This window comes from Nocardia heshunensis, from assembly GCF_054782115.1.
This window is the reverse complement of sequence record NZ_BAAGTC010000004.1, coordinates 1-16444: the sequence shown is the minus strand read 5'-3', so window position 1 is coordinate 16444 and position 16444 is coordinate 1. Positions and strand designations below refer to the sequence as shown.

At 67.9% G+C, this 16444-nt stretch carries 16 protein-coding genes; 11 read left to right on the top strand and 5 right to left on the bottom strand.

The genetic code is table 11. From position 1 onward, the window contains the following. The first annotated feature begins 241 nt into the window (after positions 1 to 241). From ACYVN4_RS12735 to groL, 10 genes are all read left to right on the top strand, one after another. Positions 242 to 439, top strand: a complete 198-nt coding sequence (locus ACYVN4_RS12735; RefSeq protein ID WP_379358377.1) for a hypothetical protein — start codon at positions 242 to 244, stop codon at positions 437 to 439. 107 nt (positions 440 to 546) lie between these two features. Continuing rightward, positions 547 to 2220, top strand: coding sequence for an NAD(P)/FAD-dependent oxidoreductase (locus ACYVN4_RS12730; RefSeq protein WP_460720620.1), 1674 nt, complete (start codon positions 547 to 549; stop codon positions 2218 to 2220). A gap of 12 nt (positions 2221 to 2232) precedes the next feature. Beyond that, positions 2233 to 3696, top strand: coding sequence for an ATP-binding protein (locus ACYVN4_RS12725; RefSeq protein WP_460720618.1), 1464 nt, complete (start codon positions 2233 to 2235; stop codon positions 3694 to 3696). Next, positions 3696 to 4049 (top strand): UBP-type zinc finger domain-containing protein, encoded by a 354-nt coding sequence (locus ACYVN4_RS12720; protein ID WP_460720616.1) that lies wholly within the window; start codon positions 3696 to 3698, stop codon positions 4047 to 4049. The genes ACYVN4_RS12725 and ACYVN4_RS12720 overlap by 1 nt, the downstream gene beginning before the upstream one ends. Before the next feature lie 125 nt (positions 4050 to 4174). After that, a complete protein-coding gene (locus tag ACYVN4_RS12715; RefSeq protein ID WP_460720614.1) occupies positions 4175 to 4606 on the top strand; it encodes a hypothetical protein in 432 nt (143 codons plus the stop codon). Positions 4607 to 4753: 147 nt separating this feature from the next. Further along, positions 4754 to 5644, top strand: coding sequence for an RNA polymerase sigma-70 factor (locus ACYVN4_RS12710; protein WP_460720612.1), 891 nt, complete (start codon positions 4754 to 4756; stop codon positions 5642 to 5644). A gap of 127 nt (positions 5645 to 5771) precedes the next feature. After that, positions 5772 to 6854: an NAD(P)/FAD-dependent oxidoreductase gene (locus ACYVN4_RS12705; RefSeq protein WP_460720610.1), complete on the top strand. Its 1083-nt coding sequence runs from the start codon at positions 5772 to 5774 to the stop codon at positions 6852 to 6854. A 66-nt stretch (positions 6855 to 6920) separates the two neighbouring features. Further along, positions 6921 to 7676 (top strand): Clp protease N-terminal domain-containing protein, encoded by a 756-nt coding sequence (locus tag ACYVN4_RS12700; protein ID WP_460720608.1) that lies wholly within the window; start codon positions 6921 to 6923, stop codon positions 7674 to 7676. 107 nt (positions 7677 to 7783) lie between these two features. Next, a complete protein-coding gene (locus ACYVN4_RS12695) occupies positions 7784 to 8086 on the top strand; it encodes a hypothetical protein (protein WP_071343351.1) in 303 nt (100 codons plus the stop codon). Positions 8087 to 8363: 277 nt separating this feature from the next. Continuing rightward, positions 8364 to 9986 (top strand): chaperonin GroEL, encoded by a 1623-nt coding sequence (gene groL / locus ACYVN4_RS12690; protein WP_460720606.1) that lies wholly within the window; start codon positions 8364 to 8366, stop codon positions 9984 to 9986. A gap of 76 nt (positions 9987 to 10062) precedes the next feature. Here groL and ACYVN4_RS12685 read toward each other — a convergent pair whose 3' ends face one another. Continuing rightward, a complete protein-coding gene (locus ACYVN4_RS12685) occupies positions 10063 to 10761 on the bottom strand; it encodes a TetR/AcrR family transcriptional regulator (RefSeq protein WP_460720604.1) in 699 nt (232 codons plus the stop codon). A 145-nt stretch (positions 10762 to 10906) separates the two neighbouring features. On the opposite strand from ACYVN4_RS12685, the gene ACYVN4_RS12680 reads away from it, so the two are divergent. Beyond that, complete coding sequence (locus tag ACYVN4_RS12680) at positions 10907 to 11845, top strand: NAD-dependent epimerase/dehydratase family protein (RefSeq protein WP_460720602.1); 939 nt, start codon at positions 10907 to 10909, stop codon at positions 11843 to 11845. A gap of 10 nt (positions 11846 to 11855) precedes the next feature. On the opposite strand, the gene ACYVN4_RS12675 is transcribed toward ACYVN4_RS12680, so the two are convergent. The 4 genes from ACYVN4_RS12675 to ACYVN4_RS12660 form a co-directional block, all read right to left on the bottom strand. After that, positions 11856 to 12728 carry an SDR family NAD(P)-dependent oxidoreductase gene (locus ACYVN4_RS12675; protein WP_460720600.1) on the bottom strand — a complete coding sequence of 291 codons (873 nt, stop codon included), beginning with the start codon at positions 12726 to 12728 and terminating at the stop codon, positions 11856 to 11858. 51 nt (positions 12729 to 12779) lie between these two features. Next, entirely contained in the window at positions 12780 to 13829 is a 1050-nt protein-coding gene (locus ACYVN4_RS12670; protein WP_460720598.1) for a 3-oxoacyl-ACP synthase III family protein, read from the bottom strand. A gap of 106 nt (positions 13830 to 13935) precedes the next feature. Then, complete coding sequence (locus ACYVN4_RS12665; RefSeq protein WP_460720596.1) at positions 13936 to 15648, bottom strand: ArnT family glycosyltransferase; 1713 nt, start codon at positions 15646 to 15648, stop codon at positions 13936 to 13938. Between the two features lie 229 nt (positions 15649 to 15877). Continuing rightward, the gene (locus ACYVN4_RS12660) at positions 15878 to 16150 is read right to left on the bottom strand and encodes a hypothetical protein (protein WP_460720594.1); all 273 of its coding nucleotides are present in this window, start codon (positions 16148 to 16150) and stop codon (positions 15878 to 15880) included. Between the last annotated feature and the right edge of the window lie 294 nt (positions 16151 to 16444).

Genomic DNA, 16444 nt, shown 5'->3' with positions numbered 1-16444 from the left:
CGGTCGGTACCGGGCATCCTAATTCGGGTGGCGTGGCTCACCTTCCCGCAGTGGTCCGGATCACCCCGCCCTACCTGCACGTATAGCTCGCCCCGCAGGTTCATTCCCCGGCTGAAAATCAACTAGATCACATTACGGGGGTGTCGATGTCCGAAATGTAATGCGCGGCGCACAATGTGGGATAGACGAAGCATCAGACACCGCCACCAGCTTCCGATTGGGAAACGTGAGGTGATCGGCCGTGAACCTGCGCTCGCTCCTGCATCGTAAAACCACGATGGTTCCGCTCCTGCCCGCCGAAGAGCAGGGAACCGTCGCGGGGTCCACCACGACGCCGAGGCATGCCGGACGCAAGAAGCCCAATGGGGCCCTCGAAGAACGACTGGAACGATTACTCACTCCGACCGAGCTGGATCTCGTTCAGCATCATCGGATTTGAGACCGGGTGGCTCCGACCTCGAACACAGATGCAGGCGGGTTCAGCCTGGCGCGAAAATGGCACGGTCCGACCGCTGCGGACTTGCCCGGCCGCTCCATACTCGATAGGTGACTTCTCCAGCTGCCGCGAAGCCGGCCATTCTCAGCGTCGACGACGATCCCGGCGTCTCGCGGGCGGTGGTGCGAGACCTGCGCCGCCGGTACGGGGCGGACTATCGGATTCTGCGCGCGGAGTCCGGCGCCGATGCGCTCGAGGCGCTGCGCGAGATGAAACTGCGGGGACAGCCGGTCGCGGTCCTGATCGCCGACTACCGGATGCCCGGTATGAACGGGGTGGAATTCCTGGAGCAGGCCATGGACCTGCATCCCTATGCGCGGCGCGTGCTGCTGACCGCCTACGCGGACACCAATGCCGCGATCGAGGCCATCAATGTGGTGGACCTGGACCACTACCTGCTCAAGCCGTGGGATCCGCCGGAGGAGAAGCTCTACCCGGTGGTCGACGCGCTGCTGGAGGCGTGGCGCGGGGACGACCACAAGCCGGTCACCGAGACCAAGGTGGTGGGTCACCGCTGGTCGGCGCGCTGCTCGGAGGTGCGGGAGTTCCTGGCGCGCAACCAGTTGCCGTATCGCTGGTACCAGTTCGACGAGCCGGAGGGCGCGCGCCTGCTGACCGCGGCCAATGCCACCGAGGACCAGTGCCCGGTGATCATCAGCTCGTCGGGTGAAGTGCTGATCATGCCCACCGACGCGCAGCTGGCCGAGGGTGTCGGCCTCAATACCGATGCCTCCAGCGACTTCTACGACCTGATCGTGGTCGGCGGCGGACCGGCCGGTCTCGGCGCGGCGGTTTACGGCGCGTCGGAGGGTTTGCGCACCGTGCTGGTGGAACGCACGGCCACCGGCGGGCAGGCCGGGCAGAGCTCCCGCATCGAGAACTACCTGGGCTTCCCCGACGGCGTCTCCGGCGCACAGCTCGCCGACCGCGCCCGGCGGCAGGCCGTGAAATTCGGTGCCGAGCTGATCACCGCCCGCGAGGTGGTGGGGCTGGAGGCATGCGGCGCGGCCCGCGTGGTGCGCTTCGCCGACGGCGGCACGGTGGCCGCGCACTCGGTGCTCATCGCCACCGGCGTCAACTACCGGCACCACCCGGCCCCCGGCGTCGACGAATACACCGGGCGCGGCGTCTACTACGGCTCGGCCATCACCGAGGCCAGCGACTGCGCGGGCAAGGACATCTACATCGTGGGCGGCGCGAACTCGGCGGGTCAGGCCGCGGTGTTCCTGTCCCGGCGGGCCGCGACCGTGCACATCCTGGTGCGCGGTGAGTCGCTGGAAGCGTCCATGTCGCACTACCTGATCCAGCAGATCGAGCAGATCCCCAACATCAAGGTGCACACCCGCACCGAGGTGGTGGCCGCCGACGGTGACGACCACCTCGAGCGCATCGTGCTCCGCAACAACGAGACCGGTGTGGAAGAAAAGGTGGACACCGAGCGGTTGTTCCTGTTCATCGGCGCGGCTCCGGAAACCGACTGGCTCGACGGCATGGTCAAACGTGACGACAAGGGCTATGTGCTGGCCGGACCGGACCTGATGGTGGACGGCGAACGTCCCGCCGGGTGGGAACTGCCGCGTCCCCCACAGCATCTCGAGACCAGCGTGCCCGGCGTGTTCGTCGCCGGCGACGTCCGATCCGAATCCGCCAAGCGGGTCGCCTCGGCCGTCGGCGAGGGCGCGATGGCCGTCATGCTGGTGCACCGCTGGCTCGCGAAACAGTAGGAGTAGGCCGACATGGGCAACACCCGATTGATCTGCGACCCGAACGAACTGCGCAAGCTGTTCCTGTTCGAGAAGCTCGACGCCGACCAGCTGGCCTGGCTGTGCCGCGACGGCCGCGTCGAAATGTTCGAGCCCGGACTCGTGTTCCGTGAGGGCGATCCGGCCACCTGCTTCTACGTCCTGATGGACGGCGAGGTGGTGCTGACCAAGAACTCGAGCGGCGAGGAGATCGAACTCGTCCGCACCGAACACGTCGGCTCCTACTCGGGCGCGTGGACGGCGTACATGGGCGACAAGGTCGAACAGACCTACACCGCGTCCTTCTACGTGACGCGGCCCTCGAAGTTCTTCGTCCTCGACGCGGGCACCTTCGCGAAGATGATGCAGGACTGGTTCCCGATGGCGCTGCACCTGCTCGAAGGCGTCTTCTTCGGCAACCGCAACGCCAACGAACGCATCGGGCAGCGCGAACGGCTGCTGGCGCTGGGCTCGCTGTCGGCGGGCCTGACCCACGAGCTCAACAATCCGGCCGCCGCCGCGGTGCGCGCCACCTCTTCGCTGCGCGAGCGGGTGGCCGGGATGCGGCACAAGCTGAAGATGATGGCGCACGGCAAGTTCGACTCCAAGGCCCTCGAATCGCTGGTGCAGCTGCAGGAGGAGGCGGCCGCACAGGTCGCCAAGGCCCCCACCCTCACCTCCATGGAGGCTGCCGACCGCGAGGACGAGCTGGGCGACTGGCTCGAGGAGCACGGCATCACCAACGGCTGGGATCTCGCACCCAACTTCGTGCAGGCCGGGTTCGACACCGACTGGCTGGAGAAGGTGGCAGGCACCCTGTCCGGTTGCGGCCCCGAGGTTTTCGAGGGCGCGATCCGCTGGCTCAACTACACGGTCGAGACCGAGTTGCTGATGAACGAGATCACCGATTCGACCACCCGCATCTCCTCGCTGGTGAACGCGGCCAAGCAGTACTCGCAGATGGACCGCGCCCCGTTCCAGGTGTCGGACCTGCACGAACTGCTGGATTCCACGCTGGTCATGCTGGCCCGCAAGATCGGCGACGACATCACGGTGGTCAAGGAATACGATCCGGCGCTGCCGCTGGTGCCCTGCTACGCCGCCGAACTCAACCAGGTGTGGACCAACCTGATCGACAACGCGGTCGCCGCCATGGAAGGGCGGGGCACGCTGACCGTGCGCACGTATCGCGAAGGCGACTGTGCCGCAGTGGAAATCGGTGATACTGGACCGGGCGTCCCGGAGGAGATCCGCACCCGGATCTTCGAACCGTTCTTCACCACCAAGCCGGTCGGCGAGGGCACCGGGCTGGGCCTGGACATCTCGTTCCGGATCGTGGTGAACAAGCATCACGGCGATATCCGGGTCGAATCCGAGCCCGGGAACACACGTTTCATCGTCCGGCTGCCGCTCGAAGCGGCCAGTCCCGCGGAACCGGCTACGACGGAAGGCAACTGATGAGCGAGCAGATCGAAGGCATCGATACCGCGGTGTCGCCCAGCGGATCCGGCTGCGTCGAGTGCGACGCGGCGGGCGGTTGGTGGGTGCACCTGCGCCGGTGCGCGCAGTGCGGGCACGTCGGCTGTTGCGACATGTCGCCGAACCAGCACGGCACCAAGCATTTCGAGAGCACCGGGCACCCCTTCATCCAGAGCTTCGAGCCGGGTGAGGAGTGGTACTACAACTTCGAGAACAAGGAGATGTACGAGGGCGGGCCGGAACTCGCGCCGCCGCACGCGCATCCGCTGGATCAGCCGGTGCCGGGCCCGCACGGACGCGTCCCGGCCGACTGGCAGTCACACCTGCACTGAGCGTTGGACCAGAAAACAGGGGTCCGAACTTTCTTCTTCCAGGAGTCACCGAGGCCGGGTACGCTGCTGCGAGCGCCCGGCCGGTCCGGTGCAAGGCACTCTTGGGAAAGTTCGGAAAGCAGGGTATGAAGCGTCTTTCGATCGTCGCCCTCGCCGCAGGTGCGATGGCGTTGAGTCTCGTCGGCTGTGGTTCGGACAAATCCGGTGATACGAGCGGCTTGAAACAGGCCGCCACCAGTACTGCGGCCAGAACCACCGCCCCCGCCGCTTCGACCTCTGCCATCCCCCAGTACACGGAGCCTGCGGCCGCCCCCACCAGCGCCACCGTCGCGAAGAAGACCAGCGCGCCCGCCGGCGCCGCGACCACCTGCGGTGACTTCCGCGATCTCACCGATGACACCGAGAAGCAGGTCATCGATCAGATCCTGGCCGCCAACCCCGGCTCGTTCCTGGACGGCAGCCCGAACGTGGCGCTGGGCACCGCGAAACTCGCCTGCCTGGCCACGACCTACGCCAACACCCCCGTCGCCGTCGCAATCCGGGTGGCTCCCAAGTAGTTTCGCCGGTGATCTCCATTAGGGATCCATTGGCCGTCCATCAGTACGGCGGCGCACGGTGGCGGGGTGTGGATAGTCACCACCGTCATGCGCCGCCGCAGGCGTAATGTCCCCCTCCTAGTGCGCACAACGAGGACGGGTAAGCAGATGGACGCCCCAGGGCTGGTCGAATTCGAACGTCATCGGCCGCGGTTGTTCGCGCTCGCCTACCGGATGTTCGGGTCGGCGGCCGAGGCGGAAGACGCCGTGCAGGAGACCTATCTGCGCTGGGACGCCTCCAATCGCACCGAAATCCGTTCCCCCGAAGCCTGGTTGACCACCATCCTGGTGAATCTCTGCCGCAGCTGGCTGGATTCGGCCCGCGCCCGCCGGGAAATGTATGTCGGCCCGTGGCTTCCGGAGCCGGTAGCGACCGCCCACGGCGAACTCGGTCCGCTGGAATCGGCGGAGCAGCGGGAACTGGTATCGATGGCCTTCCTGACCTTGGCCGAACGGCTCAGCCCCACCGAACGCGCCGTCTTCGTGCTGCGCGAGGCCTTCGGGTACGCGCACCGCGAGATCGCCGACATGCTCGGCCTCACCGAGGCCAATTCACAGCAGGTGTACCGCCGGGCCGCGCACCGGGTGCAGGAGGAGCGCCCGCGCTTCGAACCCGCCCCGGCGCACGCGCGGGAACTGGTCGAAAAGTTCCTGAACGCGGCACAATCCGGTGATCTCGCGGCGCTCGAGTCCATGTTCACCGCCGATATCGTCGCCCTGGCCGACGGCGGCACCAAGGTCAACGCGGCCAAGCGGCCCATCGTCGGCGCCGAGAAGGTGGCGCGCTACCTGGTGGGGCTGTTCGTCAAGATTCCGACCGTGGCCGCCACCGTCACCATCGGGATCGAAGAGGTCAATGCCGCACCGGCCTTCGTGGTCCGCGACGGCGAGATCGTGCTGGGCACCGTGTCCGCCACCTTCGACGGGGAGTCGATCGCCGCACTGCAGCTCGTCGTGAACCCGGACAAGCTGGTCTATTTCCAGCGCGAAGGGCAGTGACCGCCCAGCCCGCGGGACTGTGACGCAGGACATGTCACGGAACTGTCAGGGATCGAGAGGCTGTCTGGTCTAGAGGGTGTCGGCTACCGAGCGGGGCCGACGGCCACTCTCCAGAAGGAGCACTCTCATGACCGGGCAGCATCGAATCGTCGTTCTGGGCGCGGGCTACGCGGGACTGGCCGCGGCGCAGCAGGCGCGCAAGGCCAAGGGCGCGCACGTCACCGTCATCGACCTGCACACCGAATTCGTCGACCGGGTGCGGCTGCACCAGGTCGCCGCCGGGCAGGACGTGGCGCGCTGGGAACTGCGGAAGACCCTGGCGGCCAAGGGCATCGAGTTCGTCAACGGCCGCGCCGAGCGCATCGACACCGCCACCCGCCGGGTGGAACTGGCCGGCGGCGCCGCCGTCGCCTACGACACGCTGATCTACGCCCTCGGTAGCCGCGCCGACCTCTCGATGGTGCCGGGCGCCGCCGAATTCGCGCACACCGTGGCGACTTCGGAAGACGTGCACCGGATTCCGGCGCTCGCGGGCCGCGTCGCCGTCGTGGGTGGCGGCGCGACCGGCATCGAGACAGCCACCGAACTGGCCGAGACCAACCCCGATCTCGAAGTCGTGCTGGTGAATTCGGACGAGCCCGGCAGCTGGCTGATTCCCAAGGCGGTGGCGCACATTCGGACCGTGCTGGATCGGCTCGGCGTCCAGGTGCGGGTGGCCAAGGTCGCCGAGGTCACCGCCACCGGCCTGGAACTGGTCGACGGCGACCACCTCGACGCCGACATCGTGCTCTGGACAACGGGTTTCACCGTGCCCGAGGTGGCGGCCGATTCGGGGCTGCCGGTGGACGGCCGCGGCCGGGTGCTGGTCGACGACCGGCTGCGGGTGCGCGGCCTCGCGGACGTGTACGCGGTCGGTGACGCGGCGGTGATGATCGGGCACAACGATCGTGAGGCGCGGATGTCGTGCCAGGCCGCGCAGCCCGCGGGCAAGTACGTCGGCGCGGCCGTGGCGGCCGGGCTGCGCGGCAAGCAGGCCGCGCCCTACATGCCGCGTTTCGTGCTGACCTGTATGAGCCTGGGTCGGCGCGACGGTCTGGTCCAGGTCATGAAGGCCGACGATTCGAACGGCAGCATGGCGTTGACCGGTCGCCCGGCGGCATGGGTGAAGGAGCAGATCGTGAGCGCGGTCGGCCGGGCGGCGAAGCTCTGATCCAATCCTGCGAAAATCGTCAACCAATGGTTGACCGACCTAGTCTGGTCAACCTAGAGTTGACGCATGACGAACTCTATCCGCCTCGACGACCTGATCGACGGCATCAAGAAGGCGCGTCCCGACGACGTCCTCGAACAACTCTCCGACGCCGTGGTGCTGGGCAACCACATCGGCGAAGTGGCCGACCATCTCATCGGCCACTTCGTCGACCAGGCCCGCCGCTCCGGGGCCTCCTGGACCGATATCGGCGGGAGCATGGGCGTCACCAAGCAGGCCGCGCAGAAGCGCTTCGTGCCCAAGACTCCCGCCGACCCGGGTCAGACCGCCGCCCTCGACCCCAATGCCGGATTCGCCCGCTTCACCCCCCGCGCCCGCCACGTCATCATGGCCGCCCAGGAGGAAGCCAAGGGCGTCGGCAATATCGAGATCCGTCCCGAACATCTGGTGCTCGGCCTGCTGGCCGAACCGAAATCCCTTGCGGTGAAGGTGATCACGGCCAAGGGCATCTCCGAGGACGCGCTGCGCCGGGTCGCGACAGCCGCCCTCCCCGCCGCCACCGGCGACCCCGTCCCCGCGCTCGTCCCCTTCGACGCGCAGGCCCGCAAGGTCCTCGAACTCACCTTCCGGGAGGCGCTGCGGCTGGGTCACAACTACATCGGCACCGAGCATCTGCTGCTCGCCCTGCTCGATCTGGAGAACGGTTCCGGCGTGCTGACCGGCCTGGGCCTCGACAAGGACGCGGTCTCCGTCGATATCGCGACCCTGCTCGGCTCGCTGCCCATCCCCGGCGTCACCGCCCCCGCGGCCGATCCGCAGTAGTCGGCGTGTCGCTGCACCATGCTGCCGACCTGGTGATGTAGGGCTCCCGTTCGCTCCCTTCGCACCGGGTCCCATGGTGTACGTGATGCGCCAGATACGATTGTGGAATGGCGGGCGACGAGGGTTCCGACCTAGTTGCGGGGGAAAAGCGCGCCGATCTGCTGCGCGCGCTGAGTTATGTCTCCACCGAGGACACGCCGGACGGCGGTTACATCGTGAACGGAGACCTCCCACCCGAGGTCGCACCCCCGTTCATCCGGGCCATCATGCGCATCGAAGCCGAACTCCTCCTGCAGGACGCCGAACTCGTCACCGTCGAGCACGGCGAACCCCGCACCCCGGAAGAGCGCCGCACCGACGCCCTGATAGCCCTCCTGCTCCGCGTAGACGACCGCAGCCACTTCTCGTAGTCCTCGGGAGACCGGGCCGCCGAGACGACTCGCGCGGCCATGCTTGGTTTCATCGTTTTGGGGGTTCGGGGGCAACGCCCCCGAGATCCCCTTTTCTTGGGGTTTGGGGCGAAGCCCCAACCTTGCACTCGCTGGTGGCGAGTGCTAGAAAGGGATTTGGCACTCAATACCTGTGAGTGCTAGGTCGGAAACGGTGAGACCGGTACACCGGTCGTCCGTCGCGGGCACCGAACCTGACCAGATCATGCCCATCCCTGATCTGGAGGATCTCAACGCAATGGCCAAGACAATTGCGTACGACGAAGAGGCTCGCCGCGGACTCGAGCGTGGCCTGAACAGCCTCGCCGACGCTGTCAAGGTGACCCTGGGCCCCAAGGGCCGCAACGTGGTGCTGGAGAAGAAGTGGGGTGCCCCCACCATCACCAACGATGGTGTCTCCATCGCCAAGGAGATCGAGCTCGAGGATCCGTACGAGAAGATCGGCGCGGAGCTCGTCAAGGAAGTTGCGAAGAAGACCGACGACGTCGCGGGTGACGGCACCACCACCGCCACCGTGCTGGCCCAGGCGCTGGTCCGTGAGGGCCTGCGCAACGTGGCCGCCGGCGCCAACCCGCTCGGCCTGAAGCGCGGCATCGAGAAGGCCGTCGAGGCCGTCACCACCGCCCTGCTCGCCACCGCCAAGGAGGTGGAGACCAAGGAGCAGATCGCTGCCACCGCCGGTATCTCCGCTGGCGACTCGTCCATCGGTGAGCTCATTGCCGAGGCCATGGACAAGGTCGGCAAGGAAGGCGTCATCACCGTCGAGGAGAGCAACACCTTCGGTCTCCAGCTGGAGCTCACCGAGGGCATGCGCTTCGACAAGGGCTACATCTCCGGTTACTTCGTGACCGACCCGGAGCGTCAGGAAGCGGTCCTCGAGGATCCGTACATCCTGCTCGTCGGTTCGAAGATCTCGACCGTCAAGGACCTGCTGCCGCTGCTGGAGAAGGTCATCCAGGCCGGCAAGCCGCTGCTGATCATCGCCGAGGACGTCGAGGGCGAGGCCCTGTCGACCCTGGTCGTGAACAAGATCCGTGGCACCTTCAAGTCCATCGCCGTCAAGGCCCCGGGCTTCGGTGACCGTCGCAAGGCCATGCTGGCCGACATCGCCATCCTGACCGGTGGCGAGGTCATCAGCGAAGAGGTCGGCCTCTCGCTGGAGACCGCCGGTGTCGAGCTGCTGGGCACCGCCCGCAAGGTCGTCATCACCAAGGACGAGACCACCATCGTCGAGGGCGCGGGCGACCCGGAGGCCATCAAGGGCCGTGTCGCGCAGATCCGCACCGAGATCGAGAACTCGGACTCGGACTACGACCGTGAGAAGCTGCAGGAGCGTCTGGCCAAGCTGGCCGGCGGTGTTGCGGTGATCAAGGCCGGTGCCGCGACCGAGGTCGAGCTCAAGGAGCGCAAGCACCGCATCGAGGACGCCGTCCGCAACGCGAAGGCTGCCGTCGAAGAGGGCATCGTCGCCGGTGGTGGCGTGGCCCTGCTGCAGGCCGCTCCCGCGCTGGACGCCCTGTCCCTGACCGGTGACGAGGCTACCGGCGTGAACATCGTTCGCGTCGCGCTGTCCGCCCCGCTGAAGCAGATCGCCTTCAACGCCGGCCTGGAGCCGGGCGTTGTCGCCGAGAAGGTGTCGAACCTCCCGGCGGGCCACGGCCTGAACGCCGACTCGGGTGAGTACGTCGACCTGCTGGCCGCCGGCATTGCCGACCCGGTCAAGGTCACCCGCTCGGCCCTGCAGAACGCGGCCTCCATTGCGGCCCTGTTCCTGACCACCGAGGCCGTCGTCGCCGACAAGCCGGAGAAGGCCGCCCCCGCGGGCGACCCGACCGGTGGCATGGGCGGCATGGACTTCTAGTCCGCGCCTCCGGCAACGGAATTGAATAGATCGGGCCCGGTCACCTCACGGTGACCGGGCCCGATGCTGTTCGGGTTCAGGGTAGGCCGACGAGGTCGGCCATGAGGGCCATCTGGTGGGTGAAGTAGATGGGGCGGTCGGTGATTGTGCCGTCGAGGCGGCCGAAGATCTCGAAGGTGATCAGGCCGAAAAGCTGTGCCCAGGCGAGGAATACGCGGTCGAGGACTTCTTCGGGGAAGGCCGTGCCGGGGGATTGCTGGTCGATCAGGACTCGTAGGTCCGCGCGTACGGGCGCGGGGAGTGGGGTTGGGAGGGGTGGGGGCTCGAGACGGTCGGATTCCCAAGCGGCGGTGGCTATTCCAGCCAGCAGCATGACGACCGTGGCGGCGGGGGCGATGGTGTCGTCGGGGGCGTCGTAGCCGGGGATGGGGCTGCCGTAGAGGAGGCCGTATTCGGTGGGGTTGGCCAGCGCCCAGTCGCGGACCGCGGTGCAGACGGCGAGCCATTGGGCGCGTTCGTTTTCCGTGGGTGCGGCACTCGCGGCGCGGGTGGCGGCGTCGCCGAGGGAGCGGTAGCTGTCGAGGATGAGGGCGGTGAGCAGGTCGTCGCGGCTGGGGAAGTAGCGATAGAGCGCGGAGGCGACGATGCCCATATCGCGGGCGACGCCGCGCAGCGAGAGGTTCGCCCCGTCAGTCGCCAGGCGTTTGCGCGCGGTCGTCTTGATCTCCTCGATCATCTCGGTGCGGACGCGGGCGCGCAGGGATCCGGCGGACATAGCGGCAGTGTAGGTCGGGGGAACCGTCGAGAGAACAGTAGGCGAATGAGAGAACACTGTTCTTGACGGGAAACGCTGTGCACTTCTACCGTGGAGCATGCGAGAACAGTGTTCTCGCCATCTTCCCGACAGGATCGAGGACCTCATGTCCCTGCACGTCGTCATCGGAGCGGGCCCGGTGGGCTCGGCCACCGCCCGCCTGCTCGCCGCCCGCGGTGAGCGCGTCCGCGTCATCACCCGCACGGGCTTCGGCCCCGAGGATCCGGCCATCGAGCGCATCGCCGCCGATGCGGGCGATCCCACCGCGCTGGCCGCCCACTGCGCCACCGCCACCGCCCTCTACCAGTGCGCCCAGCCCGCCTATCACCGCTGGCCCCAGGACTTTCCGGCCTTGCATCGATCGATCCTGACGGCGGCCGAGCGTTCCGGCGCGGCGCTGATCACCGTGGGAAACCTGTACGGCTACGGCGCATTCGAGGGCCCGGTCACCGAAGACCACCCGCTGCGCCCGAACTCTCGCAAGGGCCGGGTGCGCGCCGACATGTGGGCCGAGCAGTTGGCCGCCCACGACTCCGGTCGCCTCCGCACCGCCGAGGTGCGCGGCTCGGATTACTTGGGCGCGGGCGCGAATTCGGCCTTCACCGCCGTGGCCCTCCCCGCCCTGCGGTCAGGCAAGCGGGCCCTGATCCCCGCCGATCTCGACGCCCCACACAGCTGGACCGCCACCGATGACGTGGCCCGCCTGCTGGTCGCGGTCGCCGCCGACGACACCGCCTGGGGCCGAGCCTGGCACGTGCCGACCGTCCCGCCGGTGTCGGTGCGAGCCCTGGCCGAGCTGACCGCCGCGCTGGCGGGTGCGTCACCCGCCCGCGTCGCCCGCATGCCCGCCGCCCTGCTCTGGACGGTCGGCCTGTTCGTCCCCGCCGCCCGCGAAATGCGTGAGCTGGCTTACCAGTTCGATCGCCCGTTCGTCCTCGACTCCACGGCCGCGACCACCCGTTTCGGCCTGGAACCGACCCCGCTCGAGGACACCGTGCGCGCCACCCTTGCCCAGCCCGCCGGTGCCGGGGTCGCCCCGGCTTGACGGTTACCCCTCACATGCCTTGCCGGAAGCGCGCGTTGCGGATGGCGTCGGCGCGGTCGGGGAGCAGGCTGTCGACGAGGGCGGCGACGCGGCCCATGACGGGGGCGAGGCGGCGGGGCCGGTCGATGATGGCGTCGCAGATGATCTCGCCGCCTTCCTCGGAGGTGAGGGCGTTGGCGGTGGCCTGCTGGTAGACGGGGTTGGCGGTGATCATGTCGGTGCGGACGAGGGGGAGGTAGATGGACGTGAATCGCAGGTTCTCGGTGTGGGTTTCGGCCTGCAGGTTGCTGGTCAGCGAGTCGAGGGCGGCCTTGGAGGCGACATAGGCGGCGTAGCCGGGGCCGCCGTAGAGGTTGGCCAGCGACAGGATGTTGATGATCTGTCCGTTGCCGTGCGCGCGCATGCCGGGCGCGAAGGCGAGGATCAGCCGGACGGCGGCGAAGTAGTTGAGCCGCATGGTGCGCTCGAAGTCGTGGAAGCGGTCGTAGGACTCGTCGAGGCGGCGGCGGATGGAGCGTCCGGCATTGTTGACGAGGATGTCGATGGCGCCGTGGTCGGCGAGCACCTTGGCGGTCATGGCGTCGAGGGCGTCGAAGTCGTTGAGGTCGCACGGGTACGCGGTGGCGCTGCCGCCGTTCGCCTCGATCTCGGCGGCGACCTGTTCGAGTTCGTCGGCGCGCCGGGCCACGAGCAGTACGGTGGCGCCGGCCGCGCCGAGCCGCAGTGCGGCGGCGCGTCCGATGCCGGAGGAGGCCCCGGTGATCAGGACGGTGCGTCCGGCGGCGGCCTCCGTGAGGGTGCGGTGCCGCCGCAGTCGCGCGACGTTGACCTGCGTATCCAGGCCGTGTCTGATCTTGTGGAGCAGCCTGTTGATGTCTTGCATGCTTACGCATGCTAAGTGCCGCAGCACGATTCGGGACCGGTTCGGCCAGCCTCAACGACTCCAGCGCAGCAGGGTGCTGCCGATGGACATGCCGCCGCCGAACGCCGACAGCAACACGAGTTCCCCGGTGCTCAGCGACCCGCCACGGTGGGCGGCATCCAGCGCGATCGGCACCGAGGCGGCACCGGTATTGGCGTACCGCTCGACCACGAGATGCAGGCGGGCCTGCGGCAGATCGAGCGTGGGTGCCAGCTCCCGCAGCATGGCCCCGTTGGCCTGATGCGGAATGAAGTGCCGCACAGCGGTTTCCGCCATGCCGGTGCCGCGCAGCACCTCTTTGATGGACAGCGGCAGTTGCGCGGCCACGAACTCCCGGACCTCGCGTCCCGCCATGGTGAAGTAGTGCGCCTTGTCCTCGCGTTCGAGCAGCCGGGCGGGAATCCGGCTGCCCCCGGCCGGGACTCGGATGGTCCGATGCTGATCGCCGTGGGTGCGCAGCACGGTGCCGAGAATCCCGGCGGGCTCCTCGACCGGTCCGAGTACGACCGCCCCCGCGCCGTCGCCGAAGAGCACCGCCGTGCGCCGATCGGTGGGGTCGATGATGCGGGAGTAGATGTCCGCGCCGATGACCAGGCCATATCCGTCCAGGTCCAGCATGCCCGTGGCCGCGCGCATTCCGAACAGGAATCCGGTGCAGACGGCGTTCACGTCGAAGGCGGCTGCGCCGTCCGCGCCGAGCAAGTGTTGTACGAGTGCGGCGGTGGCGGGTTGCGGATGGTCGGGGGTGGAGGTGGCGACCACGATGTAGTCGAGTTGTCCGGGCCGGATTCCCGCGTCGGCCAGGGCGGCTCGTGCGGCGTGCGCGGCCAGATCGGAGGTGGCCTGGTCGGGTGCGGCGTAGCGACGGGTGCGGATTCCGGTCTTGGCGAGGATCCAGTCCTCGGTGACGCCGGTCGCGGCGGCGATCTCGGCATTGCCGACCTCGCGGTCCGGCAGGTAAGAGCCGGTGCCGAGAATGCCGATCGCGCGACCGGTAGCGGCGGGGAGTTCGAGCGGGCCCGCCTGGGTGTAGGCGATGGCCGGAAGCTGTTCAGTTGTCATGTTCCACGGAAACTATTGATCTTGCGAGCGGTTCGGAACGGTTACAACCACCATGGTGAAAAGTAGCGTGGCACAACCTGATTCGATCGTTCGACCGGTTTCGTGTTCAGTGGCGGGCGCAGTTGTAGACCTGGATCGAGTTGCCGGCGCCCTGTCCGGGGAGCGCGCGGCAGTGTTGCCGGATCCAGACCAGGCGATCGTCGGCGGCGTCGGTGATCAGGGCGATGCCGACCTCGCCGGAGTCGATCATGCGGGCCACCTCGGCGGTAGTCGGGACAGGGGCGGCGCCGGTGAATCCGCCGATGCTGGGGACCTGTCGACCGCTGACCAGAATGAAGGGCGACGCCAGCGCGGTCGTGTAGCTGATCAGCGGATAGCGCACGTGCATTTTCGCCAGGTCGCCGTCGAGTTTGCGGGCCTCGTCGACCGAGGACGCCATGAATCCCTGGGTGACCTGCCGAGCCCGCGCCGATTCGTAGGGCGTGTCGAGCGGGCCGTAGCCGTCGACCACCACGGACAGTGCGGCGGCGGTGGGTGCGGCCAGCGCCGCCACCAACAGCAGTGCGGTGGCCAGCGATTCACGCACACGGAGCGCGGCGGCGATGACCGCCACGGTCACGACGACCAGGCCGATGCGCACCCAGCCGGGCGCACTCGCGGACAGCCACCAGCCGTAGGCGGCGGTCGCGGCGACGGCGAGCACCCCCAGCGTGCGCACTCGCCGGTCGGTCGACTGCCGGAAAGCGTTGGCCCCCATACCGATCAGGGCCGCGATCGGTGGCACGAGGACGGCCAGATAGTACGGATTGACCGTGCCGATGAGCAGGAAGACCGCGAGGTGGACGAGCAGCCATCCGCCCCACAGCAGCAGGGCGGCGGCCTCGCGGTCGGTGCGCGGGCGTCGCCGGGCGGCCCAGCCCAGCGCGATCAAGCACAGCAGCGCGAGCGGGACCAGCCAGCCGACCTCGCGCCCACCACCGCCGCCGAAGACATGGTCGAAACGGCTGTCCGGCCCGAGCACCAGGGCCGCGCGGTACCCGGCCCCGCCGCCGCTGGTCACGAAGTTCGCGGCCCCGACCCCGAATCCGTCATTGGTGCGGCTGGCCCCGTTGTAGACGAAGACCTGCTCGAAGAGCGAATTGTGGTGACTGCCGTCGACGTAGGGCCGGTGCGCGGCGGGTAGCAGCCCGACCAGTGTCATCCAGCTCAACGACACCACGGCCGCGCTGGCCCCGAACCCGACGAGCCCCGTGATCCGCTGCCGCAGTTCGGTTTTCGGTGTCGAGATCAGCACCGCCGCCGCGATGACCGGGATGACGAGCCACGCCTGCGCCATCTTGGCCTGGAAGGCGAGGCCGATCCAGAGCCCGCTGTACGCCAGATTCCGCATGCGCCCCGACACGATCGCGGCCGCCGCCTGATCGGCGGCCAGCACCAGCAGCAGGATCAGCAGCGTGTCGGAGATATTGCCGCGATTCAGCGCCATGCTCGCGGGTGCCAGGGCCGCGACGGCCGCCGCGACAATCGCCGCCTGCGGACCGGACAGTCTCCGCACCGCGCGGTAGAGCACGAGCACGGTGAGCACGCCTTCGATGACCTGCGGTAGTTGATAGGCCCAGAGGTGTGGCCCGAAGATCCGCACGGACAGCGCCTGAATCCAGATCGAGCCGGGGAGCTTGTCGATGCTGATGGTCGCGTCCGGGTCGAAGGCCGCGTAGAAGAAGTTGTGCCAGCTCATGCTCATAGAGCGTGCGGCGGCCGAGTAGTAGAGATGCGGCGCCCGCGTCCCGATGCCCCATACATAGAGCACTCCCGCCACCGTCGCGAGCGTGAGTAGCGCGGGCCGAGCCCAGCGCGGTTGGTCCGTCGGCCCTCGCAGCCATCGCAACCAGTCGGTTCCGGACCGTACGGGTACTGCGATTACCCCTGTCACAAGCCCAATCTCGGCCCGCTTCCGGTGGATGTCAAAGCAATTCCATCCCATGACCGCGGTTTTCACCCCCGAGGTGGAGACGGGGTAGTCCGTGAGGCGGAGGCGGGCCGGGCGCTCAGGGGTGGCGTTCGGAGAGAGTGACGGCGATGTCGATGGGGCGGATGCCGAGCTGCTCGGCCGTTGCGGCGATGGTGGCGTGGAGCGTCCCGTCGTCGGCGCTCTTGTCATAGAGCAGCTCGACCAATTCCATGGCGGCCACTGCCTGCGCCCGGGTGAAGAGCCGGCCCGGCAGCCAACTAACACGCCAGTCGGTTTCTTTATTGCCGGGAAGTCGTTCCGCGAACTCGTCGACGACACCACTCGTAATCGACCAATCGCAGACGTACACCCCATCAAGGTCGTCCTAGTGCTGAACGGCCGCAAGTCCTGAGTGTGCGAATTGAGCAAATTGTGGCTCTGACCAGCCGATTTGACTTTGCATCAACGCAACCCGTAACTTATTCCAGGTCAGAGCGACACGGACACCGACCCGGAGCCCCAAGGGCCTGGGAAACGAGGTTGTACGAGGAGCGCCTGATGATCACCAATGCTTCACCTGATCAGCGGATTTGGTTCTGCTGTGAGGGCTGAGCTAAGCTTCACAAGCAACAAACAAGCAGCCTCACCGACAAGCCGGTTTATC